The organism is Stenotrophomonas maltophilia (assembly GCF_047497515.2).
GTDB lineage: Bacteria > Pseudomonadota > Gammaproteobacteria > Xanthomonadales > Xanthomonadaceae > Stenotrophomonas.
Genome location: NZ_JAXAXL020000001.1, coordinates 291,491 through 307,828, shown reverse-complemented (window position 1 = coordinate 307,828; position 16,338 = coordinate 291,491). Strand labels below are relative to the sequence as shown.

17 protein-coding genes are annotated in these 16,338 nt (G+C 64.9%); all 17 read right to left on the bottom strand.

What is annotated here, in order from left to right; all coding sequences use genetic code 11:
* Position 1 precedes the first annotated feature (1 nt).
* Positions 2-976 carry a hypothetical protein gene (locus tag ACMZPQ_RS01610; protein WP_329752436.1) on the bottom strand — a complete coding sequence of 325 codons (975 nt, stop codon included), beginning with the start codon at positions 974-976 and terminating at the stop codon, positions 2-4.
* Positions 977-978: 2 nt separating this feature from the next.
* On the bottom strand, positions 979-4,500 hold the full coding sequence (locus tag ACMZPQ_RS01605; RefSeq protein ID WP_024957626.1) for a phage tail length tape measure family protein: 3,522 nt from the start codon (positions 4,498-4,500) through the stop codon (positions 979-981).
* Between the two features lie 2 nt (positions 4,501-4,502).
* Positions 4,503-4,643, bottom strand: a complete 141-nt coding sequence (locus ACMZPQ_RS01600; protein ID WP_153857040.1) for a hypothetical protein — start codon at positions 4,641-4,643, stop codon at positions 4,503-4,505.
* Positions 4,644-4,684: 41 nt separating this feature from the next.
* Positions 4,685-5,194 carry a DUF6631 family protein gene (locus tag ACMZPQ_RS01595; protein WP_024957625.1) on the bottom strand — a complete coding sequence of 170 codons (510 nt, stop codon included), beginning with the start codon at positions 5,192-5,194 and terminating at the stop codon, positions 4,685-4,687.
* A complete protein-coding gene (locus ACMZPQ_RS01590; protein ID WP_024957624.1) occupies positions 5,194-5,949 on the bottom strand; it encodes a phage tail tube protein in 756 nt (251 codons plus the stop codon). Before ACMZPQ_RS01590 ends, ACMZPQ_RS01595 begins: the two co-directional genes overlap by 1 nt.
* A 3-nt stretch (positions 5,950-5,952) precedes the next feature.
* Entirely contained in the window at positions 5,953-6,174 is a 222-nt protein-coding gene (locus ACMZPQ_RS01585; protein WP_024957623.1) for a hypothetical protein, read from the bottom strand.
* A complete protein-coding gene (locus ACMZPQ_RS01580) occupies positions 6,171-6,647 on the bottom strand; it encodes a phage tail terminator protein (protein WP_024957622.1) in 477 nt (158 codons plus the stop codon). Before ACMZPQ_RS01580 ends, ACMZPQ_RS01585 begins: the two co-directional genes overlap by 4 nt.
* Complete coding sequence (locus ACMZPQ_RS01575) at positions 6,644-7,177, bottom strand: gp436 family protein (protein WP_024957621.1); 534 nt, start codon at positions 7,175-7,177, stop codon at positions 6,644-6,646. Before ACMZPQ_RS01575 ends, ACMZPQ_RS01580 begins: the two co-directional genes overlap by 4 nt.
* 9 nt (positions 7,178-7,186) lie before the next feature.
* Positions 7,187-7,681, bottom strand: a complete 495-nt coding sequence (locus ACMZPQ_RS01570; protein WP_024957620.1) for a hypothetical protein — start codon at positions 7,679-7,681, stop codon at positions 7,187-7,189.
* A 161-nt stretch (positions 7,682-7,842) separates the two neighbouring features.
* Positions 7,843-8,787 (bottom strand): major capsid protein, encoded by a 945-nt coding sequence (locus ACMZPQ_RS01565; protein ID WP_024957619.1) that lies wholly within the window; start codon positions 8,785-8,787, stop codon positions 7,843-7,845.
* Positions 8,788-8,812: 25 nt separating this feature from the next.
* Positions 8,813-9,154 (bottom strand): capsid cement protein, encoded by a 342-nt coding sequence (locus tag ACMZPQ_RS01560; RefSeq protein WP_024957618.1) that lies wholly within the window; start codon positions 9,152-9,154, stop codon positions 8,813-8,815.
* A 22-nt stretch (positions 9,155-9,176) separates the two neighbouring features.
* Complete coding sequence (locus ACMZPQ_RS01555; protein WP_024957617.1) at positions 9,177-10,382, bottom strand: hypothetical protein; 1,206 nt, start codon at positions 10,380-10,382, stop codon at positions 9,177-9,179.
* A gap of 296 nt (positions 10,383-10,678) precedes the next feature.
* Positions 10,679-11,248, bottom strand: a complete 570-nt coding sequence (locus ACMZPQ_RS01550; protein WP_024957616.1) for a phage virion morphogenesis protein — start codon at positions 11,246-11,248, stop codon at positions 10,679-10,681.
* The gene (locus tag ACMZPQ_RS01545) at positions 11,248-12,525 is read right to left on the bottom strand and encodes a phage head morphogenesis protein (RefSeq protein ID WP_099470413.1); all 1,278 of its coding nucleotides are present in this window, start codon (positions 12,523-12,525) and stop codon (positions 11,248-11,250) included. The genes ACMZPQ_RS01550 and ACMZPQ_RS01545 overlap by 1 nt, the downstream gene beginning before the upstream one ends.
* A 3-nt stretch (positions 12,526-12,528) precedes the next feature.
* On the bottom strand, positions 12,529-14,055 hold the full coding sequence (locus ACMZPQ_RS01540; protein WP_024957614.1) for a DUF935 domain-containing protein: 1,527 nt from the start codon (positions 14,053-14,055) through the stop codon (positions 12,529-12,531).
* A complete protein-coding gene (locus ACMZPQ_RS01535; protein WP_024957613.1) occupies positions 14,052-15,788 on the bottom strand; it encodes a hypothetical protein in 1,737 nt (578 codons plus the stop codon). The genes ACMZPQ_RS01540 and ACMZPQ_RS01535 overlap by 4 nt, the downstream gene beginning before the upstream one ends.
* Complete coding sequence (locus tag ACMZPQ_RS01530; RefSeq protein ID WP_050426959.1) at positions 15,789-16,337, bottom strand: DUF3486 family protein; 549 nt, start codon at positions 16,335-16,337, stop codon at positions 15,789-15,791. It lies immediately after the preceding gene.
* Between the last annotated feature and the right edge of the window lies 1 nt (position 16,338).

Here is a 16,338-nt window from a genome sequence, read left to right as displayed (position 1 = left end):
ATCACTCCAAGGAAAACGCGGCGAACTCGCCAGAGCCGGTGCGGTACACGTTAGGCACCACCAGGTGGTCAACACCGCCCACCGCTGCCACCTGCTCCGCCGTTGCACCGAAGGACGGGGTGTAGAAGACGCCGTCGAAGCTGCCATAGAACTGTCCCTTCTCAGGCATTTGGCTGTCGGGAGAAGATCTGTCGGTGAGGCTGCCGCCCCACGCAAAGCCCGCCAACTGACCGCGCTGTACCCAGCGCTGCCCGTCCAGGCAGTTGCGCACGTTCTGGTTGCAGATTGTCTTTGCCCACGGCAGGCTCATACGCCCGGTAGTGAGAGATCCGTTCAGAGCGAGGTTGCGGATCGGAACCCAAGCCTGCATTGGCGAGAACAGATACGCTTGGCTGCGATTGGTGTTGTTCGTACCGTCTGCGTTGGGGCTCCAGAAATTGGAATGCTCGTAGCCATCCGACGAGGCCAGGTAGTTCCGCTCCAGGCACGATCCCCCGATGAAAAGCGGGTAGCTCCAGTCGGCTGGCAGATGGTCGGTCAAGATGAAGCCGGCGTAGACGGCGTCGTAGCGGCCGTTGATTCGCGTGATGACCTTGAAGCAACGGCCATTGGCAACGAACCAGTACTTGATCGGCGAGTTGACGCCCAGCAGCGCTACCGGATTTGAATTGGAGCCAGGAGGATCCACGCGCGGCTGCGCCGGGTTGTAGCCGGTATGACCGAAGATCGCCATGTTGTAGTAAGCGCTGGCGGGCACCACCCACGCCTGCAGAGACACGTAGATCTCATCCTCGCCCGCCAGACCTCGGCCCTTCAGTGACACAAAATCGTTGGCCGCGATCGGACCGCTGGCCACGCCACCCACCACCTGCCATTGCTGGTTCGCCGCCACCAGGGCGGCATTGGTGGTCAGGAAGTCCCGCAGGCGGGCCATGAGGTCGGTGATGTTGGCGGCGGTGTCCGTTGCCCAGGCCATGCTCAGAGTCCCAATACTTGGCGGATCGCCGCAGAGTTGCGGCTGATCTTGTTGATGACGGTGGTGTCGCTGCCGGGGTCGTCCAGGTACTGGTCGAGCAGGTCCGGCGAAACCTGGTTGATCACGCGCAGGCCCAACTGCGCAGCAGTGCTCGGCGGCGCCGAAGCTGCGCTGGTGAACACGGGGGACCGCTGCAGCGTGGGCATCGCTGCCACATGCCCTCCGTCGGCATAGCCACGCCAACGCTCAAGCGCGGCCATACCCACCCTATTGAAGTCGTAGAGGAATGCCAGGGCGCCAGGCTGGCGTACTACTTCCTGACGATGGACGAATTCACCCGCGTGGACCGTGCCGGCCTCCTGATACTTGCTGCCAGGGCCGGTGTAACCGCCTACCGCATAGCTGGCGGCCGCTCTCACGGCCGACGCAGCGGCCATCGCCTGTGCCGCAGCCTGCATCTGGATGGCGGCAGCCGTCACCGCAGATGCCCCAGTGATTAAGCCCGCGCCCGAGGTGCTTAGCGCGGTTGCGCTGGTGGCCACTGCCGTGGCGCCGGCGGTGACGCCGGCAGCGGCAGTCGACAGAGCTGCTGCTGAAGCCTGAGTCGCGGCAGCGGCGGCCGCGTCAGTTCCGGCATCCACCCCCTTGTCGAACACCATCGACGTGATTCGATTGGCCAACGCCTGCGACCACTGATCGGCCACGAACTCGGCCAAGCCGCTGGAAACGGACAAGAAGAATCCGCGCACTGCGTCAGTTAACGAGGCGCTTCCATTTGCCAGCGACATAAAGGCTTCTTTGAAGCCGTTCTGAAGCGTCGTCCTAACGGTTTGCTGAAGCAGGTTCGTGGTCTGAACCATTTCCTTGAGCTTCAGGTCGATCTGATCGACCGCGGCGATTGCTTCCGGCGTTCCCAGTGCCATTGCCGCTGCTCGCATCTGCGGAACAAGATCCCGCAAGGCCGAGCTCTGCTTCTGATACAGGTCAACCACGCGTTGCTGTGCGTCGGCTTGCGTGATCAAGCCTGCTTCCAGCTCCACTTGGATTCTTTGCTGGCCCAGTGCGATGCCGGCCATGACCTGGTTGTAGGTGTCCTGAAGGTTCTTCAGATCCGTGCTGGCCTTGCTCAGATTGAGGAGCTTGGCAACATCTGCAGCGTCAGCAGACCGTCCGGCGGCTTCCAGCTCTTCCTTCAGCTTCGTCAGTTCACGCGTGGTCTTGGCCAACTCCGCATCCGGCCCTCGGCCCTGCAGAGCTGCAATGCGATCGCGGATCTCCAGCATCTTGCGGTCGGCCTCGACCCGCAGGTTGGCCAGATCCAGCTTCTTGGCTTCGTCCAGCAACTCCTGCTTGGTCTTCGCCGAAGCATTCTGGAAGTTGCCCTCAGCAATAGCTGCCTGGATGCGGGCAGTCTCGGTCGCTTTCTTGCGAGTCTCATCCAGGGTTCCGACCAGATCGATCTGTTGCTTGAGTCGCTCCAGCTCTCGCTGTGCTGCGGCCTCATCCTTCTGACCTTCCGTCTTCGGCGCTTTCCGGGTGCGCTCTTTGAACTTCTCCTGCAGCTGGGCAACCCGCTTGTCGTAGGCACCGCCGCTGACGCTGCCATCGTCGCCGAAGCTGACACCCTTGAGGAGGTCGCTTCCTGGATTAGCCTTGCGCAGCTCGCGGAACTGCTTGGCAACCTCTTCGGTCGCCTTCTTCAGCTTCTCCGCTTTGCTGGCACCTTCCTCCAGACCCGATGCGATCGCCTTGGCGGCTTCGACGCCGGCATCCTGGATGCGCTGGGCTTGGCCGGCGCTCTCGGCAGCATTGACGTCACGATCGTAGGCGGCCCGAGCCTTGCGGAGCCGGTCCATCTGCTTGATCTGCAGGTCGTAGTAGTAGCTGATGGCTGGCGTGTTGCCGTTCTTCAGCGCCTGCTGCAGCTGCTCGGTCGTACCACGCATCGCCGCAGTTTCCGCGCGGAGCATCGCCTCGGAGTCGGTGCGGCCAATGTCCTTCAGCCCTTGCCAAACCCTCTTGAGCGTACGGGCCACTGCATCCCATGCCTGCTCCAGATAGCCCGCCCGTGATTCCATTTCTTTGACGCGCTGGTCACTGACATTGGCAATCGCCTCCAGCGCGGCCTTGGCGGCATCGGTCGCCTTGCCCTGGTCCTCCAGGGCTCGAACCTGTTCGTACACCGCTGCGGTGAGGAAGTGGTACTGCTCGTTGAGCTTGGCCAGCGTAGCCGAAGGCGCCTTGGAGACCTCGATCACCTTGGCGGTGGTGCCGTCGATCGACTCGCCCGTCAGCTTGGCCAGGTTGACCGCGACACTGATTGCAGTGGATAGCGTGTTGGCCGTCAGCTTCCCACTGGAAGCAAGCTGCTGCGCGGCCGCCGTAGCATCGGAGTACTCGCCGGTGACCGCACCGACGGCATTCGCCTGGGCATAGAGCTGACCGCTGGACACGCCAAGTGAATGGCCGGTCGAGATCACAGCGGCGTCAAAGGCTCGCAGCTGCTTGTAGCCCTGCAGCGCTGCAAAGCCAACAACACCCAGCCCGGCAGCCACACCGCCCAGGACGACCACCGCGGGGTTGAGCGCACTGGTAAGTGCGCGGGCGGCGGGGACGACACCGCCGAAGGAATCCTTCAGCTGGCCGCCCTGCTGGATGGCCACCATCCAGATTGGCATGCCGCTGACGATGCTGGTGGTGATATCGGTGATCTGCGCCGGCAGCTGGCGCATGGCCATCTGGTACTGGCCGGCCGAGATCGCCCCGGCGCCCAGGCTGCGGCTGGTCGCTTCGGCAACCTTGACCGCGTTGCGCTGGACGTTGATGCCCGCCAGGGCGCGGTTGTACTGTTCGCGACTGATGCGGCCGGCATCTACCGCCGCCTTGAGTTCCTGCTCGTCCCGCTCGAGCTTCTGCAGCTTTACTGATGCACTGTCATAGCGCCCCAGGGCGCCCTCAACAGCACGCTGACGCTGTTGCTCCGACCGAGCCAGGCCCGCTTCCTGCTTGTCCAGCGCCTTGAGCGCGCTGTTGTAATCCTCGGTGGTGATCAGGCCGCGCGCCATCACCCGATCAAGCATCGCCTCGGTGTCGGCCAGATCGGACATGCTCGCCGCGCCGCGCTCCAGACGTGCATCGAGCTCGGAGATCAGGCGAATCTCATCGGCCACTGTGTTCTGTACCGCTACGCCGGACATTCGGACGCGATCTGCGGCGGTGGCCACATCCGCCGACATGGCCTTAGCTGATTCTCCTGCCGTGGCCATGCCCGCCGCGCCGGCGGCCGCCTTCTGGCCAGCATCCTCCATTTGGCTGCCCGAGGCGGCACTGCTGCGCGCGGCCCTGTCCAAGGCATCAGCGGCCTTCTTCGCCTCTTTCGTGACGTCGCCCAGGCCGGCGCCGGCATCCTGGCCGGCACCCTTGACCGAGGCGAGCCCCTTCTGGACCACTGGCAGCGCCTGGCGCACCTGCTCGATGTCCAGGGCGATGCGCATCGCCAGTTCGAGGTTGCGCGAGGAGGCCATTGTTATTTCAGATCCTTCAGCAAGGTGGTCATCGAATTACCGCCGGCGTACGCAGCGTTGGCATCGGTAATGCGCTCCCGCCGTGCCCGCCGCTGCTGAGCCTGGACGTGCTCCCAGGCGAGGGATATCTGGCGCTTGGTCATGCGACCGATATCGCCAAAGCTGCGGCCGTAGCCAGCGTTGATCAGGTCGGTGAAGACGCGTCCGTAACCGACGGGAGTGCCTTTTGACTGACGGCGTTTCGGAGCAGGCGGCGGAGAAAAAAACTGCTATTGGCCTGCCACCACAACAGCAGCATGTGCTCGCCATCGGTTTCGTTGAGCGTCTCCAGCCACGCTTCCTGCTCCCGCACCTCGGCTGCGTGATCCTTGGCATCAGCCGGCGGCGCCGCGATCGAGCATGCCAGTAGATGCCGGATCAGATCCGGGTGGGACATCAGTGCATCCATGACTTGCAGCATGGAAGGCGGATCGGCGCCCTCGAACAGCGGCTGCAGGTCCGTAACCAGCGGTGCGGCGGTCTGCAGGATGCGGGCGGCCTCAAAGAAGCCGTACTCGCGCACCGTGATGGTCTTTCCGCCGAGCTGCCCCTGCTGCTGGCCGGCCAACACGTCCAGCTCACCGGCTATGGCCCCCGGATCCGTAGTGCCGGATCCGGGGGACCGCTGACCGACATTGCCGATCACCTTGGCCATCAGGCTGCATCCACCAGCAGGGCACGGGCGTACAGGCCGAAGCGCGGATCGGCCTGCCGCACCGGGTCAATCTTGGCCTCGCCGGTGAGCGCAATCTCGCCGAAGGAGTCGTTGATCAGCGACAGCGTCTCCGAGGCCGGGAAGGTGACGCGGTGAACCTCGCCGCGGAAGCGCATGGTGGTGCCATCAACACTGTTGACGCCGTCGAAGAGTACGTAGTACTCGGACTTGGTGCTTTCGAAGACCTTCACCAGGCTGTGCGCAGCGTACTGATAGGTCTTGGCCACCACCGCCGTCTTAGCGGTGAGGAAGGTGACGATGCCGGTGGTCAGGTTGACGGTGTAGTCGGTGTCCAGCACCAACGGCGCGGCTGGGGTGCCGCCCTCCAGAACCAGTGCACTGATCGCCGCATACTCCAGCGCGACCACATCACCCGGCTTGACCGTACCAATGGCCTCGTTGGCTGCTGAGCCGGCAGCCAGCTCCATGCGGGTGCCGTCCGTGGCCAGCGCCAGGTGATCGGTGTTGAGCTGGCCCAGGGTCAGATTGACGCCGAGGTTGCGCTCGGTGGTCATGGTAGCGCCGACACCGCGCACACCGGACCAGCTTTCCTTCTTGGTTTCACGAGTGCTGGACATGGTCAGCTCGAGGACGCTGGCGTCATACGCCCAACGCGCCGGTGCGCGGCTGCCGTCGGCATTGCGCAGGCCCAGGTACACGCGACCCTGCAGGGAGAAATACTCGGTATCGGACATGGCTTACTTCGCCTCCTGGGCGATGGCAGCAGTCGCCTGGCCGTTGGCCTTGCGCGACGGATTGGGGGAAGAATCGGCGTCGGGAGCGTCAATGAAGCCGCGCTCAACCGCCCAGGGCACCAGGTCGGCAGGAAGCTCCACCGTTTCGCCTTCCGCAATGGGCTTGCTCGCAAGCGTCAGGCCCGCCTTCTTGATCGTGTGCTTCTGAGTGGTCTGGGTAGTCATCGCGGAATCTCGGGTTGAAGAACGGCTTGGGTCTTCCATACGTCGACCCACAGGGCGGTGGCAGCGTCGTAGTCCTCGAGGTTGCCCTCGATGAGCTGGCAGGCACGGCCACCAGGAATGGGCGGTGTCCAGCCCAGCAGCGGCTGACGAACCTTGCCCAGCAGCAGGCGCAGCTCATCGATCACCTGCGCCCCACGCTGCTCGCGGTAGTTGCGGCAGACGGTCACCACCGCGAAGTTCACTTCGACCAACTGCGCCAGGCGCGACTGCTGGCCGGGGATCGAAACGCCGGTTTTGGTCTCCAGCGGCATCTCCCGGGCCAGCAGCACGTAGCAGCACGGCGCGGGGAAGTCGCGCAGCGCTGTAACAGCAGCGTAGTCGGCGCTGCCCTGCACCTGGCGCAGCTCCTTCTCGCTGACGCCCTGGCGGATGCGATCGCGCACTAGCCCGATGTCGAAGGGCTGCGTGCTCACCGGCCGTAGTCCTGCAGGGTGCGGTGGCTAAACTCCCGCGGCGGCGCGCAAACCTCTGGCGCACCGCTGCTCGGCGCCGGCAGCGGATCATCCTCACCAAGGCTGAACTCGCCCTTGCGCACCTTCTCCAGAAAGGCAAGCGCCTCCTTGTAGTCGCGCACCACCGGATCGGTGCGTTCCTCGGTGTTGACTCGATCCTTGTGCAGCAGGTAGCGCGCAATCCACCGTGCCCAGGTGGACACGATGCCCGGTACCGGCGCTGGCAGCGGTACCGGATAGGGCTTTGGCTTGCGCATGACCAGGTAGCCGTTGATCACGCCATCGGCATCGTCCAGAGCGCGCTGCACGTGCGCGGCCGCCTCATCGGCGATCGCCACGTCGGCCGGGTCGAATGCGCTGCGATCACTGCCGAGCAGCGTGGCATCCATCAGCGCATCGTCCACAATCGGATAGCGCTCCGGCGTGGCCACCTGCGCCAGCTCCTGGGCGAGCTTGGCCGCCGACAGCAGTGCGAGCGTGCAGTAGGACATGACGGCCGGTTACTCCAGCTCTTCCGGGGCGACCGGGTCGTCACCGAGGACACCGGCATCCTGGTAGGCCTGCGCCTCTTCCCACGTCATCTCGATCCACGCCGGCGGCTTGACGACGACGTCGTTGTGCTTGAACGGGCTGAGTACTTCAAAGCACATAGGCAGCCAGAGACCATCAGAAACCAGTGCATTGGGCGAATCGGCTCCACCGGCGGCAACCTCAATGGTGATGTCGGCTTCCGGCGACGGAGCACCCGCGTCGATGGCGGCGTCCTGGTCCGCTGCCGGATGGTCAGACTGCAGCGGGTCGACGGCAGCACCATCGCCTGCGGAGGCCGCCGACGTGGCGGTCTCCAGCTCACTGTGGCCTTGCTCCGGCACCAAGCCGTCCGTCGCCGGCGGTGCGTCGGCAGTCTTGTCTTCCGTGACGACTGGCACGTCGGCCGGCTGGTCGTCCTGGACGGTCTTGGGTGCGCTGGGCGGCGCAGTGCGGGGCTTGGCCACGACGAGTTCTCCGAATAGGTGTGGTGCCGTGCTCTCCGGCTGTCACGCATGGTTCTGCTGTGCTCCGCACGGCCAGGCCCGCGTTTGCCTGGTGCTGCCGCTCGCTGGGTTGTACGGGTAAGGCGGCAACTGCGCCGACTATCCTTCGCCGGCGCCGGTCATCAGTTGCCTGCGCCGCTGATCAGATAGCCGGCGGCCATGCCTGCCAGGACCGGGGTGGCATCGTTGCTGACCCCGTAGATCCAGCTCTTGGCGCTGTTGTCCCAGTAGGGAACTTCGACCAGGGGCATGCCTTCGATGCGATAGCCATAGCCGTAGCTGGGCTCCTCGACGTTGGCGTTCACGTCAGCGCCAGGGCTGACGTAGGCCAGAACAGCCGAAGTACCCCAGACATCACCGAATGCGCCATTGTCATCGGCCACCACACCGCCGCCGACGACGATGTTGTCGATCTCGAAAACCTGCTTGAGCAGATCCAAGGTGACCTTGCGAATGCCGGTGCTGGCCGAGCGGTCAATCAGCTTTGGATGCTGCTTGAGCTGCTTGAACGCCTTGGCAGACAACAGCATGGTGTTGGGATACAGACCGATGCTGTCACGCACAGCTTCCTTGCCGGTTTCGACGTCCTGCGCGGGGTTCGAAGCAGCGTTGGACCACACGTTGTTGCCAGCCAGCGCGACTTTGTGGTCGTTGTCGTAGTTGGCTGCATTGGTGGCGATCTTGGCGCTGTCCACCTCGTATTCCAGCAGCAGCGAGCGCAGCACGATGTTCACGGCCCGGGTGCTCAGGTTGATCCCCGGCACCTGGCTTGCATCTCGCATATGTTCACGCGGCACCGGCGCTTCCAGTGCGCTCGGGACGATGGCGTACGGCTTGCCCTCGTAGCCGAAGCGGATGCGCTTGGTATTGGCACCGGGGGCGCGCTTGGCGTTGTAGATCTTGAAGGACTCCTTGCCGAACTCGATCACCTGGCCGCCATAGGCGGCGACGTCGGCGAAGGGGAACAGCGCGGTGGCCACGAGCTGCGCCTGGCGGTAGCCACGGGCGTGTTCGGAAAGGATCGGGTCAACGACGCGAACCTGGCCGGGGGTCATTTGTCCAGACATGTAAATCTCCTACGGCACTAGCCGGTCAGTTCGGGATGAGGATCACTTCGAGGACATCGCCATCGGCGGTGGCCGTGGCGCCAGGCGCCGCACGGGCAACGACCTTGCCGGCGTCGGCGGTGATGGCCTTGCCATCGGCACCCACCTGGAGGGCGGCGCCGGCAGCGATTGCGCCACCTGCGGTCACTTGCGTGGTGCCCAAGACGTCGACCGGCGCCAACTGCCCGACGGCGGCATCCGAGCGCGCAACCCCGCAGGCGTTGCCGCCGGCAGCGGCGACTTCACCGGTCGGCGAGACGAAGCGGTTGTGGGTGAGGGCTGCCGCGGCCAGCACGGACAGCGTGAGCAGAGCGATGTTCTGGGACATGGTGGGCTCCTGGATGGGAAGGTCAGCCGCCGACCGCGGCGACTGCAGCCGCCCAGGACGTGCCGGGGTGCTGCTGCTGGTAGGCCTTGGCCTGGTTGAACAGATCCGCGCGGCCGGCATCGACATGCGTGCCCGGGGGCGCGGCGAAGTTCGCCGCTGCGTTGGGTGCGTCGCCACCGGACTTCTCGCCGAAGTCCACTGCCTTGGGCAGGCTGGTCAGCAGCTCGCGCAGGACCGACTCAGCTGGCTTGGACACCGTCGTTTCGCCCTCGGCGAAGTTCAGCGGTTCCTTGCCATTCGGCTGGGCCAGCAGCAGCTCCACCACGGCCGGCTGCTGACGGGGCAGCAACTTGCCTTCCTTCACCAGGCCTTCGGCGAACGCCACCGCATCTTCGCGTCGGGCGGACTGCTCACGGGCGGCGAGGGCCTTCTCGCGAGCGTCCAGGGTGGAAGCCTGCTGGTCGAGCTGCTGCTGACGCTGGGCGTGCTCCGGGGTGTTCTGCTGGGACATGGGGTCGATCTCCGATTTGACCTGTTCACGAGTGGGAGGTGTTGCCGGGATGGGCGCTGGCGCGCCGATGGCGCTGCGCGGGAACTGGGTGAGCAATGGCGACGCAAAGAGGGCTGAGTTGCGCGCTTCGTCGTCATCGCGTGTGCTGCTCTCGATCCCACGGATCTGCCAGTCGGGAATGACCTGGTCGGCCGTCTCAAGGCCCTGGGTGTCGATCAGCCAGTCGCGGAAGCGGCGGAACAGGTCCGTCAGCGTCCAGCCCAGCGGGGCCAGCGACATGGCAAAGCAGGCGGCATCGTCGCCCTCAGCGAACGAGGCCGACTTGAGCCCTTTCACTGCCGGCGGCTGCGCGCCCAGGAAGCCGATGTGGCGCAGGTAGTACTTTCCCGGCGTCGGATTTCCCGGCGAATCGGGCATGAAGATCGAAGCGCTGATCTTCTTGAAGCGCCCGTTGTTGACCAGCTCTGCAAAGGCAGGATCAACATTGTGCGGCTCGGCGACGAGGAGGCCGTCCTTGGCCTGAAGAGTTTTGCCCCAGCCATAGGCCGGATCGTCAGTCTTGGGATGGCCCACCACGATGGGTGCCTCATGCAGTGCCGGATCGTAGCTATCGGCGATCTGCTGCACATCCGCTTCGCTGAAAGTCAGCGTGCGGCCGTCTTCGGCAACGTGCGTGCCGGCTTTGAAGATCTGCAGGGTGGCGGCGGGCTGGTTCATGCCGCCAGTTTTCCCGCGTCAGAACACGCTGTCTTTGAAACTGGTTTCCAACTTTCCCGGGCAGCGACAGATTGGTTCATGTCGCCAGTTTTCCCGCAGTGCCGTCTCACGCATTGGGACCGCATTCTGCAAGAAACGTCTAACAGAGATGGACGATCCGCGTGCAGTGATCTTGTTGCGCGGATGCAGGCACCGACGCGGCCTTCAGAGGTGTGTCAGACACCAAGCAGCCACCGATGACGTCCGAGTGTGGCGGCCCCAGCATGGAGGCGTACACAGCGCCTCCTACGCAATGATCACTCGAAGGCGCCGCTCACGTGATCCTGGGCGATATCCAGCAGCTCCTTCTCATCCTCGCGACTGACACCGAGCCACGGGCGAGCGGCGATGGTGTTCGTGTACGCGGGCATTGTGACCGAGCGCTTGTAGCGCGCGTTCCTACGACTGGCTTTGACGAACCGGCTGCCGCCCTTACCCGTCTTCAGGTGGATGTTGGCCGGACGCGCGGCGCGTTGGATGGTGCCGCCGAATTGGTGGATGGCGCCATAGGGTGCATTGGTACCGACCAGGACGGCATCGTTCCCGTCCGTTTGCCATGAAGCCATGTCACCGAGCATGTGGAAATCGAACTTCAGAATCGGCACGCCAGGGCGCTTCTTCTGTTTCCAGCGCTTGTAGCTTGGCTCAAGCGCGCGCCATCGATGTCCAGTCGGGTCACGCTCCTTTGCGGCCCGCTCGCGCGTGGACCTCAGCAGGTACTCGCCCCAGTCCTTCAGGATCAGCTGGCGCGCCTCGCCTTCCAGCTGCCGCAGCGCTTCGGCCAGACCGGGTGTCGCCGAATCAAGGGTGACTTCGAGCTGCGCCATCAGATATCTCCCTGCAGCAGCTGCAGCGTGCCATCGGCAACGCCGCGCTGGAGCTCGGCGGGCATCAGCATCTGCAGCTGGGACTGCACCGTGCTGACGCCCGTTTCCGAGATGGCCACATCGACCACCATGAAGGCAGGACGTCCCACCGCCAGCACATAGCGCAAGCGGCCTGCGGCAGCGTCCAGCAGGATGGCCACCGCATCGAGAAGGCGAATCGGCAGCTCGGCTGCGGCGATGGCCACCGCGCCAGGCCGAGTGATGGGGAGCTGCTCGGCCAACACGGCAAAGGCCGCCGTCGCTGGGCGAACGGTGGCACGCTGCAGCTGCGATACCAGTCCAGGCGACAGTGCCCCGGCCAGGTAGCGGGCAGCGTGGGCAGCATCGGCATCAATGCTGGCCAGCCAGCTGGCATAGCCGGCCTGCAGAGCATCCCTGGCGCGCGGCCGCGCCAAGGCCTGGGCAGCGCTGGCCGCCGCTGGCGCCGCCGGCAACCGCGCTCCCGCCTCCAGGGCGTTCTGCAGAGCGGAGGTCAGCTGCCCGGTCAACGATGGTGGGGTGACCGGACCACCGCGGCCACTGGGCCAGTGGTCGGCCGTTGCACCCGGCGCGTAGCCGAACCCTGGATCGACGCCTGCCGGCGTCAGCACGGTGCGCGCCCCACCGGGACTGCGCTGGCCGACGATCACCGGCTGCATCACGATCTCGGGAGCCTTGTCGGGACCATCCTTGCCCAACCGGCGCAGGTCGCGCTCGTTGAGCGCATCGACGTAGCACTGGCAGCCCCAGCCGTTGGCTGGATAGTGGTAGCGCCACCACGGATCGTCGTGGCGCAACACCATGCCGTTCCAGGATACGTGCAGCGGCCGCGGATGTTCGACGGCGTCGTTGTGGTTGTAGCGCCAGAACGGCCGAACCTTGATCAGCTGCTGCAGCTGGGCCCAGCGGCCGGCGTTGTAACTCTGGCGCAGGTTGGTCTCGTAGATCACCCGCGAGCGCCAGTTCCGGCCGCCGTTGTAGTCCCAGCCATGCGTGGCCACGATCCGGTCGAAGTCCTCCCGGAACTGTTCCAGTGTGCGGCCTTCGGCGATCACCCGGTCAATGGACTGCCGGAAATCGGCCAGTAGCGCGTCACGGTTGGCGCCGGCCACCATGAAGCTGGTGTCGTGCTCGGATTCCCAAACGTCGAGGTAGCTCTCGGTCAGCACGTTCTTCTTGCGACGGAAGAACTCGATCTGCTCCTTGAAGGGCAATTGAGCGTAGGCAACCGCAGCCATTGATCAGTCCCCCGCGCCCTGGATGTCGGTACGGCCGGCCAGCGTCGCTGCCGTCATCGCATCGGCCATCACCGAGGCGTAGTCGTCCAGGGTCATGTTCGGGTGCAGCTCAAACAGCCGGTCGCGCAATTGCTCCAGCGAGTCGACCTCATCAACCAGCTGGCGGATCTGCTCGACCCATCCAGCACCAATGGGCGACAGCCGGCGATCGAGCTGCTGGCCCAGCTCGACAGCGGGATCGGGCGTCTTCGGGGTGGCGTCGGCAAAGGCGGCGGGATAGTGCCTGCGCAGCAAGCTGACCACCGCACCGCTGGCGTCGGCGAACTGGGCGCCATCGATCGCCGTCGGTACCGCAGGCGGATCCTGCGGCGCCTGGACAGGCTCGTAGTTGTCGCCATAGGTCTGATCCATGTAGACCTGCTTGGGCTTGTAGCCGAGGTCGAGGATCTTCTTGTCGCGGCTGGCGGTAGCGTCCAGATCCTCCGGCTCTTCCGTGACGCGATAGACCCGAGGAATGGCTGCGCCGGGGAAGTTCCATTCGGTGAGCCAGCGCGCTGGCCCCTTGTTGAAGGACTCGCACACCAGGTCGGCATCGGAGGTAATGATGTCGCGGCGCACCTCGCGCTGCAGCTGGTCGTTGCCCAGCTTGCCGGGCGTGCCCTGGGTGCTGGCGGTCTGGCCCAGCACCACCTTCTGGATGGTGGCATCCATGTAGTCCTGCAGGGCCTTGTAGTCGGCCGTGCCACTACGTCCGGCCTCCAGCAACGCCAGCTCCATTCCCTTAGGCATGATGATGCCGCTGTCGGTCTGGATCGCGCGGGTGGCCTGCAGCAGCTTGGCCTTCTCCGGATCGGTTGCGTTGGTGTCGTACTTGCCCACCGCGGTGGGCATGCCGAACTTCTCAAGGAAGATCAGCCAGAACTTGAGCCCGTTGCGCTTGAACAGCACCGGCCAGTACAGCCAGTGCGCCAAGCCGAGGCCGTACGGCTCATCGTCGTGGTCGGCACCGGAGCAGAAGTTCCAGAAATAGGGCGCGTGCGCCGGCACGCCCTCGGTCATCTGGGTCTGGGTGAGCAGGCGCAGATCACCTTCCTTGCCGTAACGGAAGCGCCGACGGTTACGGACCTTGATGTCCTTCAGGCCGATGCGAGTACCGTCGACCTTGTACAGGATCTCCGCCACGCCATAGCCGTAGAACACGCCGAAGAGCATCTTGCGGGTGACGTTGTCCCAGCCGATGCCATGCAGCTGCTCCTGCAGATACTCTGCCGCCTGGCGGTCGATGCGCTTCTCGCCGCCGGGCTCCACCTGCCATTCGCAGGCCACCACCGAATCCTGGCGAGAGCCGAAGGTGGTCTTCACCTCCGGGTCGGACAGCACCTGTTCGTAGATCTGAAGGTCGTAGCCGCCGCGGTTGCGCAGGACACTGTCAAAGGGCAGCAGCAGTGGCCCGGTGTAGCCACGGGTGATGTCGATGCCATCGGCAGTGGTGGCAATCTCGCGGCCGATCTCTGGGCGGGCGGTGGTCATGCAAATCCTCCAAAATCATTGCCGCCGCTGACCGTGCCGAAGGCATCATCGGTCACGACGGTGGCCACGCCGTCGGCTCGGCCGTCGCCGATGTAGGCGCGCGCACCGGCCGCCTGGAACTCGATGGGCACCGAGGTGACGTGGTTGAGTGCGGCAAACTGCATCAGCACGCCGGCGATCGCGCCGTCGCCGTGGCGCACCAGCTCCGGATCCTGCAGGTCCTTTCGCTCCAAACGCGGCACCATCGGGATGCCGTCGACGTACTCCACTGCGCGGTGGTCGTCTTCCAGGGACGCGTCCCTGGGTAGGCTGAGGAAGCCGTCTTCGAACAGCGCGATGTACTTGGGCATCCATTCGCCGTACCAGGGGCGCGACAGGGTGACCTCGTGGATTGGGCCACCGATGTAGCGGCCCGTCTCGGTATCGAGCTCAGCCCGGCCGTAGCGGTCGCCGGTGTACTCCATCAAGGTCTGGCCGGGACCAGTGGCATCGCCGGCAAATGACCAGCGACCAGGGAATCCTTCCTTCAGCGCGTCCAGCAGCGCCCACAGGATCTGCTCCTGCTGGCGGGTGGGCGCGTTGGCCATCTCGATCAGGAACGGCACGTCGCGGCGCAGATCCTGCCCGACCTTGGCAGGCTTGATGACCGAGAAGTGACGGTGGCGCGCGAAGTCCATGCCGATCGCCCAGCGCCCGGTGAACCCGGCCACCGCAGCACGGAGCACTGGCAGCAACGTGGTAGCAATCCAGACCGAGCACCAGATCTCGCGCTCCTTCTCAGAGCGCTTGGGGAAGTCATCATCGAAGACCAGGCGCAGCACGGGCCGGACCTCGGGCATGGCCCGATCGATCCAGACCGAAGGGATGGCTGAGCCATCGCCATCGCGCGGGATGACGTCCAGCTCCTCGCGCATGGCGGCCTTGCGCGGGCCGTAGGCCGAGCGGATGGCGGTGTACCACTCCTTCTTGCCCTCGGCGGTGGCATCCTTGCCACGCATGGCGCAGACCCGCTCGTACAGGCCATTGGACACCGCATCATCGAAACTGATGCGGATGACCCCGGCCTTCTTGCCGTAGCGGCCGGCCTGGACGTCCTGCACCAGCTGATTGAACGGGTTCTTCTTGCCACGGTGGGTGGACCACACGCGGATGCGGCCACCCCAGATCAGCAGCGCGGTGGCCGACTCGAGCACCTTGGCCACGTCCTTGTGCAGCGCCGCTTCGTCCAGGTCGACCACGCCCTGCAGGCCGTGGATGTTCTCCGGGCGCGAGGACAGTGCCGTGATACGGAAACCACTGGCGAAGCGAACCCGGAATGCCTGGATCTGCCGACTGGTGCCGTCGGGCTGCTGGTCCTGGAAGATGTGCTGCTCGATCCGCGAGGCCTGGCCTCGAGCGATGATCGGCGCGAACTTGGCCACGTAGCCAATGAACTCCAGGCCCTTTTCCTTGGTGTCGGCCATATACCACACGTTGTCACCGCCGGCGTCCTTAGCGGAAGCCGCAGTGATGGTGTCGGCCAAGGCCTGGGCAAAGGTGATGCCGGTACGGCGCCCCTTCTCGCAGACCGCGATATCCAGCCCTTCCTGCATCCGGATCCATTCGGACTGATGGGCCATCAGTACGCCAGCCTTACTGATGTCGAAGTTGGCCGAAATGGCGCGCACGCTCTCGGGCAACTCATCCCAGTCCAGGATGCGCTCGGTATCGGGCAGGGAACCGAGTGCGCTCACTTAGCCGACCCCATGCAGTACTTGGTTCTTCCAGAAGTCCACCCCGGCAGCGTCCAGGCCCTGTGCGCGTGCCGCTTCCTCAACCCGGCTGGCAGCGTCGATCAGCGCCTTCTGGCGGATCTCGCCGGCCCATTTCTCGCGCACGATGGAAGAGCGGGTCAGTTCAGCAATGGCCTTAGCCGCCTTGCTGTACAGCGCAATGCGATCGGCTGGGGAAATGTTCTCATCGTCCTGGTCGGCCGCTTCCTGGAACTGCAGCAGCGCTTCGAACAGGTCGGTCTGCAGCAGGCCCAGCAGTGCACTACCGCGCTCGGCGGCATTATCCGGCGCCTGCTCGGCCACCAGCTTCATGGCCTCGGTGCTGGCACTGATCGAGGCCAAGCGGCGCTTGAGCCGCTTGGCCCGCTCGTTGACGGTGGTCTTGCTGATCTCATAGCCCTGCTCGCCGAGCCATTCAGACAGCGAAATGCTGCCGCCGAAGGCATTGGCGACCAGGCGCCGATCCAGCTCGTCGCGCACCTCGGCCGGCAATAGGTCGATCTTGCTCACG

Bases quoted from the DNA above. Each gene is read 5' to 3' on its own strand.
- ACMZPQ_RS01610 (WP_329752436.1), bottom strand. From the start codon at position 976: ATGGCCTGGGCAACGGACACCGCCGCCAACATCACCGACCTCATGGCC.
- ACMZPQ_RS01605 (WP_024957626.1), bottom strand. From the start codon at position 4,500: ATGGCCTCCTCGCGCAACCTCGAACTGGCGATGCGCATCGCCCTGGAC.
- ACMZPQ_RS01600 (WP_153857040.1), bottom strand. From the start codon at position 4,643: ATGACCAAGCGCCAGATATCCCTCGCCTGGGAGCACGTCCAGGCTCAG.
- ACMZPQ_RS01595 (WP_024957625.1), bottom strand. From the start codon at position 5,194: ATGGCCAAGGTGATCGGCAATGTCGGTCAGCGGTCCCCCGGATCCGGC.
- ACMZPQ_RS01590 (WP_024957624.1), bottom strand. From the start codon at position 5,949: ATGTCCGATACCGAGTATTTCTCCCTGCAGGGTCGCGTGTACCTGGGC.
- ACMZPQ_RS01585 (WP_024957623.1), bottom strand. From the start codon at position 6,174: ATGACTACCCAGACCACTCAGAAGCACACGATCAAGAAGGCGGGCCTG.
- ACMZPQ_RS01575 (WP_024957621.1), bottom strand. From the start codon at position 7,177: ATGTCCTACTGCACGCTCGCACTGCTGTCGGCGGCCAAGCTCGCCCAG.
- ACMZPQ_RS01565 (WP_024957619.1), bottom strand. From the start codon at position 8,787: ATGTCTGGACAAATGACCCCCGGCCAGGTTCGCGTCGTTGACCCGATC.
- ACMZPQ_RS01560 (WP_024957618.1), bottom strand. From the start codon at position 9,154: ATGTCCCAGAACATCGCTCTGCTCACGCTGTCCGTGCTGGCCGCGGCA.
- ACMZPQ_RS01555 (WP_024957617.1), bottom strand. From the start codon at position 10,382: ATGAACCAGCCCGCCGCCACCCTGCAGATCTTCAAAGCCGGCACGCAC.
- ACMZPQ_RS01550 (WP_024957616.1), bottom strand. From the start codon at position 11,248: ATGGCGCAGCTCGAAGTCACCCTTGATTCGGCGACACCCGGTCTGGCC.
- ACMZPQ_RS01545 (WP_099470413.1), bottom strand. From the start codon at position 12,525: ATGGCTGCGGTTGCCTACGCTCAATTGCCCTTCAAGGAGCAGATCGAG.
- ACMZPQ_RS01540 (WP_024957614.1), bottom strand. From the start codon at position 14,055: ATGACCACCGCCCGCCCAGAGATCGGCCGCGAGATTGCCACCACTGCC.